Source organism: Acaryochloris sp. IP29b_bin.137 (assembly GCF_028285745.1).
Taxonomy (GTDB): Bacteria; Cyanobacteriota; Cyanobacteriia; order Thermosynechococcales; family Thermosynechococcaceae; genus Acaryochloris.
Genome location: NZ_JANQOP010000012.1, coordinates 1 through 15,016, shown reverse-complemented (window position 1 = coordinate 15,016; position 15,016 = coordinate 1). Strand labels below are relative to the sequence as shown.

General features: G+C 48.3%; 17 protein-coding genes and 1 pseudogene. 8 read left to right on the top strand and 10 right to left on the bottom strand.

Going from position 1 to position 15,016, the window contains the following annotated elements:
* Window positions 1-14: 14 nt before the first annotated feature.
* The 4 genes from Q0991_RS00950 to Q0991_RS00935 form a co-directional block, all read right to left on the bottom strand.
* On the bottom strand, window positions 15-878 hold the full coding sequence (locus tag Q0991_RS00950; protein WP_299484650.1) for an NAD(P)-dependent oxidoreductase: 864 nt from the start codon (window positions 876-878) through the stop codon (window positions 15-17).
* Between the two features lie 15 nt (window positions 879-893).
* Window positions 894-2,375, bottom strand: coding sequence for a sodium:solute symporter family protein (locus Q0991_RS00945; protein ID WP_299484649.1), 1,482 nt, complete (start codon window positions 2,373-2,375; stop codon window positions 894-896).
* Between the two features lie 3 nt (window positions 2,376-2,378).
* Window positions 2,379-2,594, bottom strand: coding sequence for a hypothetical protein (locus tag Q0991_RS00940; RefSeq protein ID WP_299484648.1), 216 nt, complete (start codon window positions 2,592-2,594; stop codon window positions 2,379-2,381).
* 241 nt (window positions 2,595-2,835) lie between these two features.
* Window positions 2,836-3,657 carry a hypothetical protein gene (locus tag Q0991_RS00935; RefSeq protein WP_299484647.1) on the bottom strand — a complete coding sequence of 274 codons (822 nt, stop codon included), beginning with the start codon at window positions 3,655-3,657 and terminating at the stop codon, window positions 2,836-2,838.
* Window positions 3,658-4,024: 367 nt separating this feature from the next.
* Here Q0991_RS00935 and Q0991_RS00930 point away from each other — a divergent pair, with 367 nt between their 5' ends.
* Entirely contained in the window at window positions 4,025-4,963 is a 939-nt protein-coding gene (locus Q0991_RS00930) for an alpha/beta hydrolase (RefSeq protein WP_299484646.1), read from the top strand.
* 3 nt (window positions 4,964-4,966) lie between these two features.
* Here Q0991_RS00930 and Q0991_RS00925 read toward each other — a convergent pair whose 3' ends face one another.
* Entirely contained in the window at window positions 4,967-5,491 is a 525-nt protein-coding gene (locus Q0991_RS00925) for a Spy/CpxP family protein refolding chaperone (RefSeq protein WP_299484645.1), read from the bottom strand.
* 293 nt (window positions 5,492-5,784) lie between these two features.
* On the opposite strand from Q0991_RS00925, the gene Q0991_RS00920 reads away from it, so the two are divergent.
* Both Q0991_RS00920 and Q0991_RS00915 read left to right on the top strand, forming a co-directional pair.
* Window positions 5,785-7,065 carry a sensor histidine kinase gene (locus tag Q0991_RS00920; protein ID WP_366524866.1) on the top strand — a complete coding sequence of 427 codons (1,281 nt, stop codon included), beginning with the start codon at window positions 5,785-5,787 and terminating at the stop codon, window positions 7,063-7,065.
* Window positions 7,062-7,697, top strand: a complete 636-nt coding sequence (locus tag Q0991_RS00915) for a response regulator transcription factor (RefSeq protein WP_299484643.1) — start codon at window positions 7,062-7,064, stop codon at window positions 7,695-7,697. Before Q0991_RS00920 ends, Q0991_RS00915 begins: the two co-directional genes overlap by 4 nt.
* Window positions 7,698-7,734: 37 nt before the next feature.
* Here the strand turns inward: Q0991_RS00915 and moeB are convergent, their stop codons facing one another.
* From moeB to Q0991_RS00900, 3 genes are all read right to left on the bottom strand, one after another.
* Window positions 7,735-8,907: a molybdopterin-synthase adenylyltransferase MoeB gene (gene moeB, locus Q0991_RS00910; protein ID WP_299484642.1), complete on the bottom strand. Its 1,173-nt coding sequence runs from the start codon at window positions 8,905-8,907 to the stop codon at window positions 7,735-7,737.
* A gap of 35 nt (window positions 8,908-8,942) precedes the next feature.
* The gene (locus Q0991_RS00905) at window positions 8,943-9,443 is read right to left on the bottom strand and encodes a M67 family metallopeptidase (protein ID WP_299484641.1); all 501 of its coding nucleotides are present in this window, start codon (window positions 9,441-9,443) and stop codon (window positions 8,943-8,945) included.
* A gap of 150 nt (window positions 9,444-9,593) precedes the next feature.
* Complete coding sequence (locus tag Q0991_RS00900; RefSeq protein ID WP_299484640.1) at window positions 9,594-10,181, bottom strand: class I SAM-dependent methyltransferase; 588 nt, start codon at window positions 10,179-10,181, stop codon at window positions 9,594-9,596.
* A gap of 269 nt (window positions 10,182-10,450) precedes the next feature.
* Here Q0991_RS00900 and Q0991_RS00895 point away from each other — a divergent pair, with 269 nt between their 5' ends.
* Entirely contained in the window at window positions 10,451-10,795 is a 345-nt protein-coding gene (locus Q0991_RS00895) for a hypothetical protein (protein ID WP_299484639.1), read from the top strand.
* A gap of 123 nt (window positions 10,796-10,918) precedes the next feature.
* Here the strand turns inward: Q0991_RS00895 and larE are convergent, their stop codons facing one another.
* Complete coding sequence (larE, locus tag Q0991_RS00890; protein WP_299484638.1) at window positions 10,919-11,743, bottom strand: ATP-dependent sacrificial sulfur transferase LarE; 825 nt, start codon at window positions 11,741-11,743, stop codon at window positions 10,919-10,921.
* A gap of 130 nt (window positions 11,744-11,873) precedes the next feature.
* Between larE and rpsO the strand changes: the two genes are divergently transcribed.
* The 4 genes from rpsO to Q0991_RS00870 are packed head-to-tail and all read left to right on the top strand — an operon-like array spanning window position 11,874 to window position 14,485.
* Window positions 11,874-12,143: a 30S ribosomal protein S15 gene (gene rpsO / locus Q0991_RS00885; protein ID WP_299484681.1), complete on the top strand. Its 270-nt coding sequence runs from the start codon at window positions 11,874-11,876 to the stop codon at window positions 12,141-12,143.
* 18 nt (window positions 12,144-12,161) lie between these two features.
* Window positions 12,162-12,791 (top strand): photosystem II biosynthesis protein, encoded by a 630-nt coding sequence (locus Q0991_RS00880; RefSeq protein ID WP_299484637.1) that lies wholly within the window; start codon window positions 12,162-12,164, stop codon window positions 12,789-12,791.
* A gap of 12 nt (window positions 12,792-12,803) precedes the next feature.
* A complete protein-coding gene (gene aroF / locus Q0991_RS00875; protein WP_299484635.1) occupies window positions 12,804-13,862 on the top strand; it encodes a 3-deoxy-7-phosphoheptulonate synthase in 1,059 nt (352 codons plus the stop codon).
* Window positions 13,863-13,885: 23 nt separating this feature from the next.
* Complete coding sequence (locus Q0991_RS00870) at window positions 13,886-14,485, top strand: DUF924 family protein (protein ID WP_299484634.1); 600 nt, start codon at window positions 13,886-13,888, stop codon at window positions 14,483-14,485.
* Between the two features lie 19 nt (window positions 14,486-14,504).
* Here the strand turns inward: Q0991_RS00870 and Q0991_RS00865 are convergent.
* Window positions 14,505-14,918, bottom strand: a pseudogene (locus Q0991_RS00865) (methyltransferase domain-containing protein); the annotation flags it as partial.
* Between the last annotated feature and the right edge of the window lie 98 nt (window positions 14,919-15,016).

Here is a 15,016-nt window from a genome sequence, read left to right as displayed (position 1 = left end):
TCTCTAGCAGCGAATTACCCATTGGGCTCAGCCTTCTGCACCGCTGTGTAGAGGGCTGAATAATCCGCATTTGCAAATTGAGCCATTGCCCTTTGGATTATGGTTTGGATTGCTTCTGTGCTTTCGGTAGGCAGCCCTTCAGCCTGGGCGGCTTGCTGAAATAAGGTCATATCTTTGAGCAGGTGTTTGGTAGGGAAATTAGGATTCTCAAAGTTTTGATCCAGCATTCGGGTCAGTTTTTTATCAAAGGTGGGAGCGTAGAGGGCACTGTTTCTAAGGATCTGCATAAAGGTCTCAACTTCGACGCCATAGGTTTGGCAGAAGGATAGGCTAGTGGCAAAAGCCGTGGTCAGCCCGCCAATCATCTGGTTGAGAGCGAGTTTAAGGGCAGCGGCGGTGCCCACCGGACCGACCAATAAAGGATCAGGGCCAAAGGCTTTGAGGAGGGGAAGCTGGTTTTCAAAATCTTGGGGGGCAGCTCCCGCCATCACCAGCAACGTTCCGGCTTTGGCTTCGGGGATGCTGCCTAATACTGGAGCTTCTAAGTATTTGCCACCGGCTGTTTGGACCTGTTCGTGAATGGCTTTGCTTTCAGCGGGTGCAATGGTGCCCATTTGAATCAGGGTTCGTCCCGATAGGGCCGATGTCGTGGGCGTCAGCAGTTCCTGAATAGCAGCAGCATTGGTGAGCATCAGAATGATGACGTCTGCAGATTGAATAACTTGGGTGGGGGAGGAGGCAATCTCAACCCCTAATCCTCTTAATGGCTCTAACTTAGAAGCCGTGCGATTGTAGGCCGTAACGGAATGGCCCACTTTCACTAGCCGGGCTGCCATCGGAGCCCCCATCAATCCTGTACCGATAAATCCAACCTGCATGGTCCTGCCTCTTTCTCAATAGTTTTTTTCTGATGGTCTGTAGTGATTGTCGCTCGGCTGCTGTGCCGGGGTTGGGGAAAAGACGGACTCTAAGATGATGATCAAGGCCGATAGGGCCACGATGGGTACAACGGGTAAAAAGCCCAGCATCCAGCTAGTAGGAATCACTTTGGTCTGAACGCCTAATACCGCCAACTCACCCACGACAATGGAGACGAGACAACTGGAAGCCCTGATGTTGCGGCCATACAACGCTGCAATCACCGTGGGGAACAGCACTGATAGTCCAGTGAAGGCTTGGGTGGCAAAGGCTAAAATGGTCTCTGGGGGGTTGGCCGCAATCCCTAAGCCGATGCCAGCTAAAACAATCACCCAAATTCGACCGACCAACGTCTGTTCAGTTAAAGAGGCATCTTTGCGAAAGTAGGCGGTATAGACATCACGGGTCAGCATGGAACTTAAAGCCAAAAGCTGGGAGTCCATCGTTGACATAAAGGCTGCCAATGCCCCCACCATCACAAGGGAAGATAGCCCCGTAGACGTATATTTCGTCAACATCATCGGGAAAATCTGATCCGCTGCTTTGCCCACTAAATCCGGGAAAGCAATATGTCCCCAAACCCCAATCAGCACCGGGCAAATAAACAGCACCCCAGCCACAATCGGATAGAGCAAGACCGAGATTTTCAGTGGTTGAGGACTTTTCGCGCTGTAAAACCGCATAAACATCTGCGGAAACATGGGCAGGGTAAAGGACCACAGGCACATGTAGCTAAACCAAGTCTTGTGCGTAAAGGACTGATCTAAGCCGCTCCGCGAAAATAGCGCGGGTTTGAGGTCATAGACGGTTTGGTTGGCGACAGAGAAGCCCCCTAACCCTTGGGCAATGGCAAATACAGCCACCAACATCAGCGCGCACATTAGCACCCCTTGCAGTACATCCGTCAGGGCCACACTCTTCATCCCACCCAAAAACACGTAGAAAACAATGGCCACGGTCAGTAAGGAAGCTCCCCAAAGATAGGGAATCACTCCGCCCGTTAAACTTTCAAGGAGATATCCGGCTCCAATCGGCTGGAGGGTGAGATAGGGCAAGGTAAAAATGACCATTACGGCCATAAACAGGAGTTTGAGAGGCTGGCTAGGCAGGCGATCTTGAATCAGTTCCGAGGGCGTAATCAAGCCTTTTTGTTTGCCAAGCAACCAGGCTTTGTAGCCAATGTAGTAGAAGCTGAGGGCTGCAAACCCAGTGCCAAAGGCCATCATTGGATAGTAGCTAATGCCAATGCGATAGCCTGCTCCAGCAAACCCGAGGAAAAAGAAGGCGCTGAAGTTGGTGGAGGCCAGGGTAAAAAAGAGAAGAATAGGACCAATGTTGCGGTTTGCTAAGAAGAAATCTTCGACGGTGTTCTTTTGTTGGCGATACCCGATCAGGCCGATGCCGAGGGTAACAAGTAAGTAGGTTGCAATGGCAATATAGGGAATCAGTGTTTTCATGGCCTACTGGTCCTTCTCCGTTTTTTGCCAAAGGGTAGCGGAGACTCCCGCAATGGCCAGGACTAGTCCCATTTGCAAAACCACGAAGTAAAAGAGCCAGCTCGGTAACTGGAACAAAGAAAGGGATATCCCTTGATCCCATCGCCAAAAATCGAGGGAGAGCAAAAACAGAATCGTAAACGAGAAAAACCAAAAATAGGGACGGTGCAGCAGGCTCATCAATCCATCAAATTCATACCCAATCAGATTAACCTGTAGCGGGATTATCTTTTGGGTTGGGCAATCATCCAGCCTTATTTTGGCCTAATAGGCATGCTCCAAAAGTTGTTTGCAGTATCGTCGAACAATATCAAAATTGCAATCTACGGGGGTAATCGCATGGATACCGCAGCAGTCTGAAATAGCGATTCAGATTAAATCAACAAAATCACTAGGTCGGTCCGCATATTCAGCTTTGAACTTAGTCATCGATAGAATCATCTATACTCAAAAACTGGTGGATAGTTTTGGTAATTGCACACTCATTTGCCACTAGGCCTAGAGAAATAAGTTCACCTGTGTTGAGCAATATGTTGACACTGTAGTTTTTCTTCCCCTCATCATTAATCGTTTTCTCGACGTCAAACTTTTTGATGTCATCCAGGCGTTCTTCCCGAACATCCAGTTGAAACAGACTATTGTGGTAGTCCAGATATAATTTGCCTGAACTTTTGTCAAACGTAAAGGATGTTAACTTTTTAGAAAACACGCTCCATATACCTAAAGTAGTAATCGCAAATCCTACCAGATAATAAAGCCAACGATGTTCCTCATAGATATCGAGAGTCGCTTCTCCAGGATTATTGATAAACGCTTTAATCTCAGCAACCTGCCGAGCAACCACTGACTTGCTGTAAATATAATCTGGAGTGAGAGGTATTTTTGTGTGATTAGCAATTAGAACAACTCGAAAACTACCCCCATTCTCACAAGATCTGCAATAGCCCAATTTAGCGCTCTGGAGATACTTAATCTGGGTGATTTTCTCCTTCAGTACGTTTGATGCAGTTAGTATATTTGATTCGACATGACTACAAATGATTTGAGTGCGCTCAGTAAAAAATGAATCAACGGTTGCACGGTTGCAACTTAAATGTACTTTTGGGGAGAAGATATTCCCCATAAGGATGATTAACACACCAAAAATAGGAATAGCTCTTGTTATAAGCACATCCAAATAACGGTTTCGCCATCCTTTTACCTGGACTTTTAAAACTTGATTGGTATGTTTGGTAATCAGCATCCATTTTTATATGCGCGCTCTCTCCATTCTGGTTCATGCAAGTCATAACTGCTATTGAGAGGCTGTTTGAAAAGGTCATCCAGTAGTCTACAACCCTTGATTTCTCGTTGGCAGATAGAGCCTGAAATGAATGTTTTTCGTAGAAGACAGGTCTTTTCAAACAGCCTCTGAGTGATGTACGATTTGCGGCTCAGATATTGTAGGAAACAAGAAGGCTGAGGTTGTCAAAGTCAACTTAACCCGCAACTGGCAAGGATTCTTTATACTGCTTTAGGGGGCTCCTCTGCCAAACTAAAGGTTCTAGAGTTTTGGCTCCGTTTTTCTCCTTTTTGGCGACAGACCCATATTTTAATTGTATCAATACTTCATGTTTCCATCCTTTTTGCCTGCCGCGGTTGCTCAACTAACCGAAGACACCTCCATTGCCCTCGCCCAGCAGATCCAGCAAACTTCCATCACCACGCCCCTCCAACCAGACCCGATTCTGACAACCTATGTTCAGCAAGGAGACGAAGGAACCCCCATTCTGTTACTCAATGGCTTCGATAGCTCCCTCTTGGAGTTTCGACGACTGATCCCCAAACTGGCCCCCCATATCGAAACCTGGGCCTTAGACCTGCTGGGTTTTGGCTTTACGGAGCGGCCTCAGGGAGTCGATTTCAGCCCCACGGATATGAAAACCCACCTGCACAGCTTTTGGCAGCAGATGATCCAACGGCCCATGATCCTAGCTGGAGCCTCCATGGGTGGGGCAACAGCCCTCGATTTTGCCCTAACCTATCCCGAAGCCGTTGAGAAATTAGTGCTGTTAGATAGTTCCGGCTATGCGCCCTCCCCCAAAGCCACCAAATTTATCATGCCGCCCTGCGATCGCTGGTTAACCAATTTTCTTCGGAATCCTAAAGTTCGACGCTGGGTCAGTCTGCAGGCCTATTGCGATAAAAATTTCGTTACCCCCGATGCTGAATGTTGCGCCGCACTCCATCTAGAAGACCCGAACTGGCACCGGGCCTTAGTGGGCTTTACCAAAAGTGGTGGCTATAACTTCCTCTATGAGACCATCCAGAACATCCCGCACCCCACCCTTATTCTCTGGGGAGACGCGGACAAAATTATGGGGATTAAAGATGCTGACAAATTTGATCAAACCATTGCGAACAGCCAACTGATTTGGATTCCTGACTGCGGTCATGTTCCTCACTTGGAGCAATCTCAATTAACCGCCGACAATATTCTGGCGTTCTTAGCATCCCCTGCAAAACGGCCTAGTCAGACCATTAGCCCTATCAGCCAGGGTAAAAGGTGATAATTACTCAGATTGGGAACCATTCTGCTCTTGGTGGCGACGCTTATGATGCCCCCAGCGTCTTTTTCTTTGCTTTTTCAGCTCCACCATCTTTTGCCGTTGTTCTGGGGTTAACACCTGGCGAATTTTAAGCTTCTTCTCAAATCGAGCGTCTTTCATCTCTCGACGTAGATCTTGCAGGATCTGATATTGAGACCTGAGGTCATCATCCGAGGCATCACCCGCCATTAGCGCTTGCATCCTGTCTCGGGCAGCCCGGAATTCTTCTCGCTTGCCTTGACGACCCTCTTTGCCAGTCGCCCGAATCTGCTCAATTTGTTCAACTTGTTCAGGCGTTAAATTCAATTCTTGACGAAACCGTTCTTTGCGTCGTTGCCGTCGCTCTTCCTTATTAGGCTTGTCCGGTTCACTGCTTTCTTGGGCTACCACAGAGCGAGGCAACAAGCTATCCGCACCAGCAGTCAGTCCATGCCCCACGGGGATCAGTAAGGGTAATGCGGCTAATAAGTAAATTGGACGAAATTTCATAGCTTCAAGACCTTTCAATAATGTGAATGGGAAAGTGAACGGGGTACAGCAGTCAGACCAAACCCATTCGCTGTTTCCAACATGCCCATCATAGTCAAAGCATCCTAGCGACGGATAGGACCGCAATTCCTATTTTGAGTAGGTCTAAAGAACGAAAGTGAGCTAGTACCAAAGTTCCAGAACAGCATTGGCAAGGATGGGAAAGTAGATCCTGTCCGATCCAGAAGTCGTCCTTTATAGTGGGAGAACATCAGGGCGATATTGCGCTAGTAGATGCTCCCCAACCCCCGCCTATGTCTCGGCTTTTGCGATCCAACCACCCCTTTCGCCTGCTGCTTTACTTGGAGTGGATTTTATTGGGGATCGCCCTTTTAACCTTATTTGTGCCCTTTCCTCGCCATCCTTTTTTCTGGCCCCATATAATTCCCGGTCGCGGTTTGAAATTCCCGTTGGGGATTTTTCTTAGTATCTTTACCCTAGGTAGTTTAGGACTAAAGCTGCCCATTCACCGCTCTCAGACAATGAAATGGGGATATACCGGGCTAAGCATGCTGCTGTGCTGGAGCACGGTCCTGATGGGTGGACGCTTCCGCGATTATTTTATTCCCATGCTGCTGATCGTGGTGATTCGGGCCTGCCTATTATTTCCCTGGAAGCAGCGGTTGATCGTGGCATCGATGGCGTATGGCTCTTTTATTATCCGCTTAATGACAGGGTTACAGCGGATGCGTCCACCAGGTATGTCTCGCCGATTGGGCTCACCTCCGCCATGGCGGGGCCGGGGCATCTCTCAGGAATGGCTGGCAAGCCTTCAGTTGAGAAGTGCACTTTTATTTGGCTTGGTATTAGTTTTTGTTTTACTAATGGTCGGCGCGCTTCTAACCGAACATCGAAGTCGTTCTGAACTCGCTGCAGCTAACCATCGGCTCCGACAATATGCCCTGATGATTGAGAATCAAGCCACGCTACAGGAGCGCACCCGCATTGCTCGGGAAATGCATGATTCCGTGGGACATGCCTTAACCGCTCAAAGTATTCAACTAGAAAATGTGGCTCTATGGATTACGCAAGATCAGGCTAAAGCCACAGGGCACTTGCAAATCGCACGAACTCTGGGGAAAGATGCCTTGCAAAGTGTGCGGCAGACGGTAGCGGCACTGCGGAATAGTCCACTACAGGGCCAGTCCTTGTCCGAAGCTTTGATGACCTTATCTCAAGAGTTTGAGCGCACTACGTCCATTCCAGTTAAGCTGTCTACCCATTTAGAAACTCCTGTCCCCAAGGAAGTCGCCGAAGCACTCTACCGTCTGGTACAAGAGGCCTTGACGAATGTATCTAAACATAGCCAAGCCTCCCAAGTGGTGGTTGATGTGTCCGAGCAGAACGCCAGTCTAGTATTGACCCTTTCAGATAATGGCCAAGGGTTTGTGCCCCAACAAAATACAACGGGCTTTGGTTTACAAGGGATGCAGGAACGAACCGCTGCCCTTGGGGGAACGTTTTCGCTTCACAGTCAACCCCAAGCAGGCTGTCATATTCACGTTAGTATCCCAAGAGTAGGGGGACCAGCATGATCCGGGTGATGTTAGTCGATGATCAGGGTATTGTCCGAGAAGGGCTGTCTAGCTTATTAAATGTTAAACCCGATATTGAAGTCATTGGTGAAGCTGAGAATGGCCAAGTTGCCATAGAGCAAGCGATTGAGCTTCAGCCCGATATTATTTTGATGGATATGCGGATGCCCGTGATGGATGGGGTCGCCGCAACGGAAGCTATTCGCCAACAAGCGCCTCAAATCAATATTCTAGTGCTGACGACCTTCGATGATGAGGACTATGTTTCCCAAGCCATGCGGCTAGGGGCGAAGGGATACCTACTCAAAGATACCCCGTCTGATGAATTAGCCGAGGCCATCCGAGCCGTCCATAAGGGGTACACCCATTTGGGACCCGGGTTATTTGAAAAAATGATTGCAGCCACTCCTCCAACTCGAATGGAAAGTCCACCTGAACTGGAAGAATTAACCCCGAGAGAACGAGAGGTGTTGGCGCTGATTGCGGCGGGTCACAGTAACCGGGAGATTGCTGAGGCCCTATTTATTTCTGAGCGAACCGTCAAAAACCACGTGAACAGCATTTTAAAGCGGTTAAATTTGCGCGATCGCACCCAAGCTGCAATCCTAGCAACGCACCTCCATCAACGCTAGCCCAGCCAGCGTGATTTTATACCTAAAAATTCAGGTTTTAATATTCAGGGATAGACGGATCGATCTCACGACTCCAGGCTGTAATTCCACCTTTTACGTTAGTGCCGGAAATACCTGCTTCTTGCAGATAGCCCAAGGCTTTGGCAGAGCGACCGCCCATCTTGCAATGGGCAATCAGGCGATGACCATTCAGTAACGCTTTGACCTTGGGAATAGCCTCCCCACTTTCAATTTCCGAGAGGGGAATCAGCACTGAACCTGGAATCTGGGCAATCTCATACTCATGGGGATTACGAACATCCAGAAGCACAAAATCCTTGGCCTCACTATCCATTAACTGCTTCAGTTCCTGAACTGTCATTTCTTCCATATTGGCTTGTTTCTCCGCTTCGGCTGCATTGGCTTGAGGAATCCCGCAAAACTCCTGGTAGTCTACCAGCTTCTCAATGATGGGGCGCTCTGGATTGGGTCTAAGCTTTAACTCTCTAAATTTCATATCAAGGGCATTAAAAAGCAGCAAGCGCCCACTCAGCGTTGTTCCTTGGCCCAAAATAATCTTGACGGCTTCCGTTGCTTGGATAATACCGATAATCCCTGGCAAAATCCCCAACACCCCGCCTTCCGCACAAGAGGGGACTAGGCCGGGAGGGGGAGGTTCAGGATACAAATCTCGATAATTGGGACCGCCCTCATAGTTGAAGACCGTCGCCTGACCTTCAAACCGATAGATAGATCCATATACATTCGGCTTATTGAGCAATACGCAGGCATCATTGACCAAATAGCGGGTCGGGAAATTATCCGTCCCATCAATAATGATGTCGTAGGGCTCAGCGATGTCTAAAGCATTGTCAGACGTGAGCCACGTGTTATACAGATCCACCTGGCAAAGGGGATTGATTTCATGAATCCGATTTTTGGCGGACTCGATCTTGGGCTTGCCCACCCAAGAGGTACCATGAATCACTTGGCGTTGGAGGTTAGAGCGATCGACGACATCTGCGTCAACAATGCCCAAACGGCCTACACCAGCCGCAGCAAGGTAGAGGAGTAACGGTGAGCCTAAGCCCCCTGTGCCCACACAAAGAATACTCGCGGCTTTTAGGCGCTTTTGGCCTTCCAATCCCACCTCAGGCAAGATCAGGTGGCGAGAGAATCGCTCATATTCTTCTTTATTGAGCTGAATCTGGTCCAAATTAGGATTAAGCATAACGGACATCCTTCGGGTCAAGATGTAGGAAAGGTCTAAATATCTGTTTCAACGGTTGGTGCAACCGCAGAAACCGCAACTGGCTCTGAACGAAATTGCTGTTGGTCATCCAGTATCCAACTGCGAAGGTCGTGGGGTACACCGCGATTAACGGCAACTATCACATAGGAGTACTGGGGCCAAGCCCATTTGCGATCGCATTCAGAGGGAACGGCTTCGTGATCGGGGTGTGAGTGGTAGACCCCTATAATATCCCACCCCTGAGTGCGTGCGTATTTCTGAGCATTAAATAAATCTTGAGGCGCGATCCAATAGCGTCGGGCTGCGGTTAGGGGGGAACATGAAGTCTTTTCCTCGATCGGCCCATTCGCCTGATCCCAGGCATTATCCATGGGATAAAGCGCCAAGAGTGTTTTTTGCGATTGATCGGCTGTTTCGACCCGATGCCCTAGCATAAGTCCACAGCATTCTTCAGGGTAGCAATCCCGGGCATGGGCCTGGATTTGATCCATATGGTGAGCTTGAAGATTGAGCACAACATTTCTATTCAAACGCTCCAACCTTACCCTCTCATGATTTTTCCCTGAGAGAGTGGAACAAGCCGAATGGCTCTAGTATGCAAGCCCCCCAATACAGTCCATTTCTGAATGGGGCCGTATTTTGGATGTAAGAAAACAAGAACGGCGTTAGGATTTCTTCCGACCAATAAACTGGACGACGGAGGCCATACCAGTATGGTATTTCCCTTCACACACTTCTCGATTAAGTTCTTGTAAGAGAATGGGTTCGTAGTTCGGAAATTCGCGCTCAACCTTAGCACAACTGATCAGCATATCGAGATCTTTGGGACCGCCAGTATTGCGAGTCATTTGGTTTTCTGAGTAGGCCTCAAGCAAAATGATACCGTTGGGTTTAAGGCATTGCTCGACTAACGGGTATAGTCTGTTACGAATCGTGCTCGGAAGATGAGCTGAAATTGAAATAACCGATCCATAAGTGTTTGCAGGCGGTTCAAACAGACTAAGATCAGCCACTTCAGTTTGGATTTTTACGCCTTTAGCCTGAGCCAACTGTTGGGCTTTGGCAAGGCCCACGTCTGAGCCATCAACCCCATAGACTGAAAACCCTAATGAGGCCAAAAAGACAGCATTTCGACCTTCTCCTTCTGCTAGGGATAGGATTGGGTTGATGAGAAAATTTGAATGCTCAGCAAGAAACGAATTCGGTTCAGTTCCGTAAATATAGTCATCTTCAGCGTAGCGTTGATTCCACATAATCCGTAAGTTCAATCAGAACTGAGACGATTATCAAAATACAGTGGCAGAAGTTGTCGCTACTCTTCGCCAAAATTCATTCCAGAATCTTAGTAAGACATTACCAAGTCGTTAAAGTTACCTTTATGCAAACAAGTTATGACTGAATAAGTTAGCCTTTGCACCTAATTTTTGAATAGGTGATAGGGACTTCAAAATATTCTTTTTCCTAATCAATATAAATCTTAGTACACCGCTTATATGACCAAGAGCATGGAGCTTCAGTTCAGATGGTCTTATCATCTTCTCGACCCCAATCTAGTCAACTGCGAGACTATACAGAACTTGAGAATTACACCGTGATTGTCGAGCTGCCAAAGCTCACTGTGCTATATCGCATGGATTTAGATAAGGTTATCCCTATCTCAACCCACCCAAACGCTCTAGAAATCTTTAACGTATCAGTCTTCAAGATGCGGAATTGTCAGTTCGATTTGCAAAAATGCAGCGGAACGGCCGATGTGGAAATTGAATTGTTTAGTCGTAATCTTGCGGGTTACTCAAAACAATCAAACGGCTACTATCCAAACGCTCAAATTAGGCTTTATCAAATTAGAGCATCTCAAAATTTTTGATGGATTTCTCCGCTAGCCCACTCTGCTTCTTGCTCAAGGTCGTCCAGCGCAATAGGGGGCATAAATGCCCTTACAGCCGAAGCAGGGGCAATACACTTGCCAACACCTCAGAAACTCCTCTCCTCAAGATAAGGAAGAGGTCAAAGAGAGGGCTTGATTGAGTTTTCCGCTGACAAATCCTTCTAAATCAAGCGTGACATAGGTGAAACCATAGCCCTTGAAGGCTCCTACTAGTTCAGACAGATTGGTCTTTTGGATAAAAGTTGGAATCTCGGCAGCAGGGAGTTCAATGCGGGCGGTATCGGACTGCGATCGCACCCTCAATGTTGACCAACCCAACTTGCGAAGATAGCGTTCTGCCTGCCCCACACGCCGCAGCTTCTCCACAGTAATTTCTTCACCATAGGGGAAGCGAGAACTCAGACAGGGTTGCGCGGGTTTGTCCCACCAAGGTAAACCCAGTCGTTTTGATATGTCTCGCACGTCCAGCTTTGTGATTCCCAGTTCTGCCAGGGGGGATCGGGTGCCTCGTTCCTTCGCGGCTTGAATCCCGGGTCGATAATCGTGCAAATCATCTGCATTCACTCCATCTACCACATAGGCATAGCCCCATTCTGAGGCCAGAGGCTTCAAAGTATCGTAAAGTTCACTTTTACAGAAGTAGCAGCGATTAACCGGATTTGTCGTGTAGTTGGGATTATCCATTTCATGGGTAGTAACTACCCGATGGGCAATCCCAATATCAGCCGCCTGCACCTGAGCATCTTCAAAGTCTTCCGGTAACAAAGAAGGCGAATTTGCCGTAATGGCTAGGGCTCGATCGCCGAGAACATCAAAGGCAACCTTCGCCACTAAGGTGCTATCAATGCCTCCAGAGTAGGCAATCAGCGCCTGTTCCATCTGGGCAAAGAGGGTTTGCAGTCTTTGCAGCTTGTCCTCAACCGTCATTAGCCCTAAGTTAAGCGTTCATTGACTCCAGTTTAACGGTCCTGAAGAAAAAAGGATGTTTAGCAATAAGGGGTGGGGCAGCGAAGGTGATTATGATAAAATTAGTGTTTTGAGAAATCACGGATCGCGTATGGCTTTGTTGCAAGAAAAGAAACAAGAAATTATTGAAGCCTATCAAGTTCACGAGACCGATACAGGCTCAGCAGAAGTTCAGGTTGCCATGCTGACTGAGCGCATCAGCAAGCTTAGTGAACATCTCAAGGCCAACAAGAAGGACCATTCTTCCCGTCGGGGCCTTTTGAAAATGATTGGTCAGCGCAAGCGCCTCTTGACCTATATTATGAAAAAAGATCAAGCCCATTACCGTGAGCTAATTAAACGCTTGGGTATTCGGGGTTAACGGTACTTTTTTTATCCCATGGCTCCTAAAACTGAAGGTAATAACGCGAATAACAAGGCAGGCTTCGGTCTAGACTTAGCCGATGCCTCGGCTCCCGACAGCAAAAAGAAAGCAAAATCTGCTCCCAAGCTATCTGCCAAAGCTTCTAAGTCCAAGAAAAAGCAGAAGAAAGCCAAAAGGCAGAAACGGGAAGCTCCCTCATCTATTATTCCTAAAGTTGTGAGCAACCGGATGATTCGGCGGGTCGGGATATTCTCTGGTATTCCCACATTACTCGCCTTCTCGACGATCCCAACGAGTTATTTTGTGACTGAGCAAGGGTGGGTCGAGTTTCCGAGTACCGTCGTCTTATTTGTTAGCATTACCTTTTTAGCATTAGGTTTAGTGGGCGTCAGCTACGGGATTATTTCTGCGTCCTGGGATGAGGACATTAAGGGATCGGCTATTGGCATTAGTGAGTTCCGACTAAACTTGGGCCGTATCCAAGAGCGGCGCAAAATTCAGAAAGAAGAGCGGAAGCGCATCAAAGAAGAACAGGCCAAAGCCGAAAAAGAAAAAACTAAAGCAGAGAAGCAGTCTGCTAAAGCAGAATCAACTGAGTCTGAAACTAAAACTGAAGCCTCTGAAGAGGAGTCAGCAGATGCTTAAAGGAGTACCCCTATGATTATCGTCTTTAAAAGCGGTGCACCTGACGCAGAAATTCAATCCCTCGACCAAGAAATGCGGGAGTGGGGCCTGACGCCAGAGAAAATTGTGGGGCAACATAAGGTCGTTATTGGCCTAGTCGGTGAGACCGCTGAGCTCGATCCCGATCAAATTCGGGATTTGAGTCCTTGGATTGAATCCGTTCTGCGGGTAGAAAAGCCCTACAAACGAGTCAGCCGAGAGTTTCGTCATGGCGAAGCCAGCCGGGTTGAGGTCCCCACTCCGAGAGGATCTGTCTTCTTTGGTGAACAAGAGCCCATTGTCCTCGTCGCAGGTCCTTGTTCTGTTGAGAACGAAGCCATGATTGTGGAGACGGCCCAGCGAGTGGCTGCCGCAGGGGCATCTTTTTTGCGGGGAGGGGCCTATAAACCCCGCACTTCCCCCTATGCCTTTCAAGGTCATGGTGAGAGTGCACTCGGTCTACTCGCCGCAGCCCGCGGGGCCTCGGGATTGGGGATTATTACCGAGGTCATGGACACAGCCGATGTGGCGAAAGTGGCCGAGGTGGCTGATGTGCTCCAGATTGGGGCTCGCAATATGCAAAACTTCCCCCTCCTTAAAGCAGCAGGGGCACAACCTAAACCGGTGTTACTGAAGCGAGGGTTATCCGCCACCATCGACGAATGGCTGATGGCAGCAGAGTATATCTTGGCAGCAGGGAATTCTAATGTAATTCTCTGTGAGCGAGGCATCCGTACGTTCGATCGACAGCATCTACGGAATACGTTGGATCTCGCGGCAGTAGCCGTATTGAGAACCTTGACCCATCTGCCAATCATGATTGACCCCAGTCATGGAACGGGCTGGGCCAAGTTTGTTCCGGCACTAGCGAAGGCTGCGATCGCAGTTGGTACTGATTCCTTGATGATTGAAGTCCATCCCAACCCGGCCAAAGCCCTTTCCGATGGCCCTCAATCTCTAACCCCCGATCAGTTCGATACCTTAACCCAAGAGCTAGCCGTAATTGGTAATGCTGTGGGGCGCTGGCCACAACCCCTTGCAGCTGCAGCCTAAATTTATTCTTTACCATCGGCGAAATGGAATCTCCTGAAACCATTGGCGAGTTTTGGTTTGGCTCTAGCCAGGATGACCTCGACGTCGTCCAACAGCGCTCCAAGCTTTGGTGGTCGAAGAACCCTGAGGTTGATACAGAAATTAAAGCCCGCTTTTCTTGCTATTTGCCCAAGGTAGTTAGCGGCGAACTAGAGGTATGGCGACAAACCCCGCTCGGCACTTTAGCGTTGATTCTGCTGACGGATCAGTTTTCTCGCAATATGTTTCGGGGCACGGCAGAAGCGTTTGCCTATGATGAGATCGCAAGTACGCTTTGTAAACAAGGCCTCAAAGATGGTACTGATCAGGCCTTACGTCCCATACAGCGGGTGTTTTTCTATCTGCCTTTAGAACATTCCGAATCTTTAGCAGATCAAGAACATTGCCTTCAACTGTTCCAACGCCTTGCTGAGGAGCGTGAACCCTATTTGCAGTCCACCTTCGAGAGCTATATTGACTTTGCCCTTCGACATCGAAATATTATTGATCGATTTGGCCGTTTTCCCCACCGCAACGCCATCCTCAACCGAATCTCAACCCAGGCCGAAATCGAATTCTTAAAAACGCCTGGGTCGTCTTTCTAAGATTGAGGAGGTGAGCGTATTAGCCGGACAAGGCAGGTTTACGGGCAATAAAATACTTACTCATAAAATGCACTTCTTGGGCCACTTCTACAAAGCCTGCAGCCTGAAGACGCTCCACAATATTATCGGTAGCGTAGTGGGGGTAGTAGGGTTCATGCATCATGACTGGGAAATTATCGATTGCCGCTTTTAGCTCTGGCGAATCCTCAAGCTGAATCGAATCACAAATCACAAATACCCCGCCTAGTTTAAGCACTCGAAAACATTCATTAATCACATTCTGGCGGGCTGGGGCGGGCAATTCATGAAACAGAAAAACACTGCTGACACCGTGAAAATAATTGTCTACGTAGGGTAATGACTCAGCATTGGCCTGTAACAACTGGGGTAAATTCCCACGATCTTGAGACAGCAACCGATTTGCCTTTTGGATCTTTGGGGATGACAAGGGTTTCACAATGTGGTCTGAATCAGTGATAGCGCCCTCATGCCTCTCTGGTAATTGAGTCGTTTATGGGGTTTCAGTTGCAT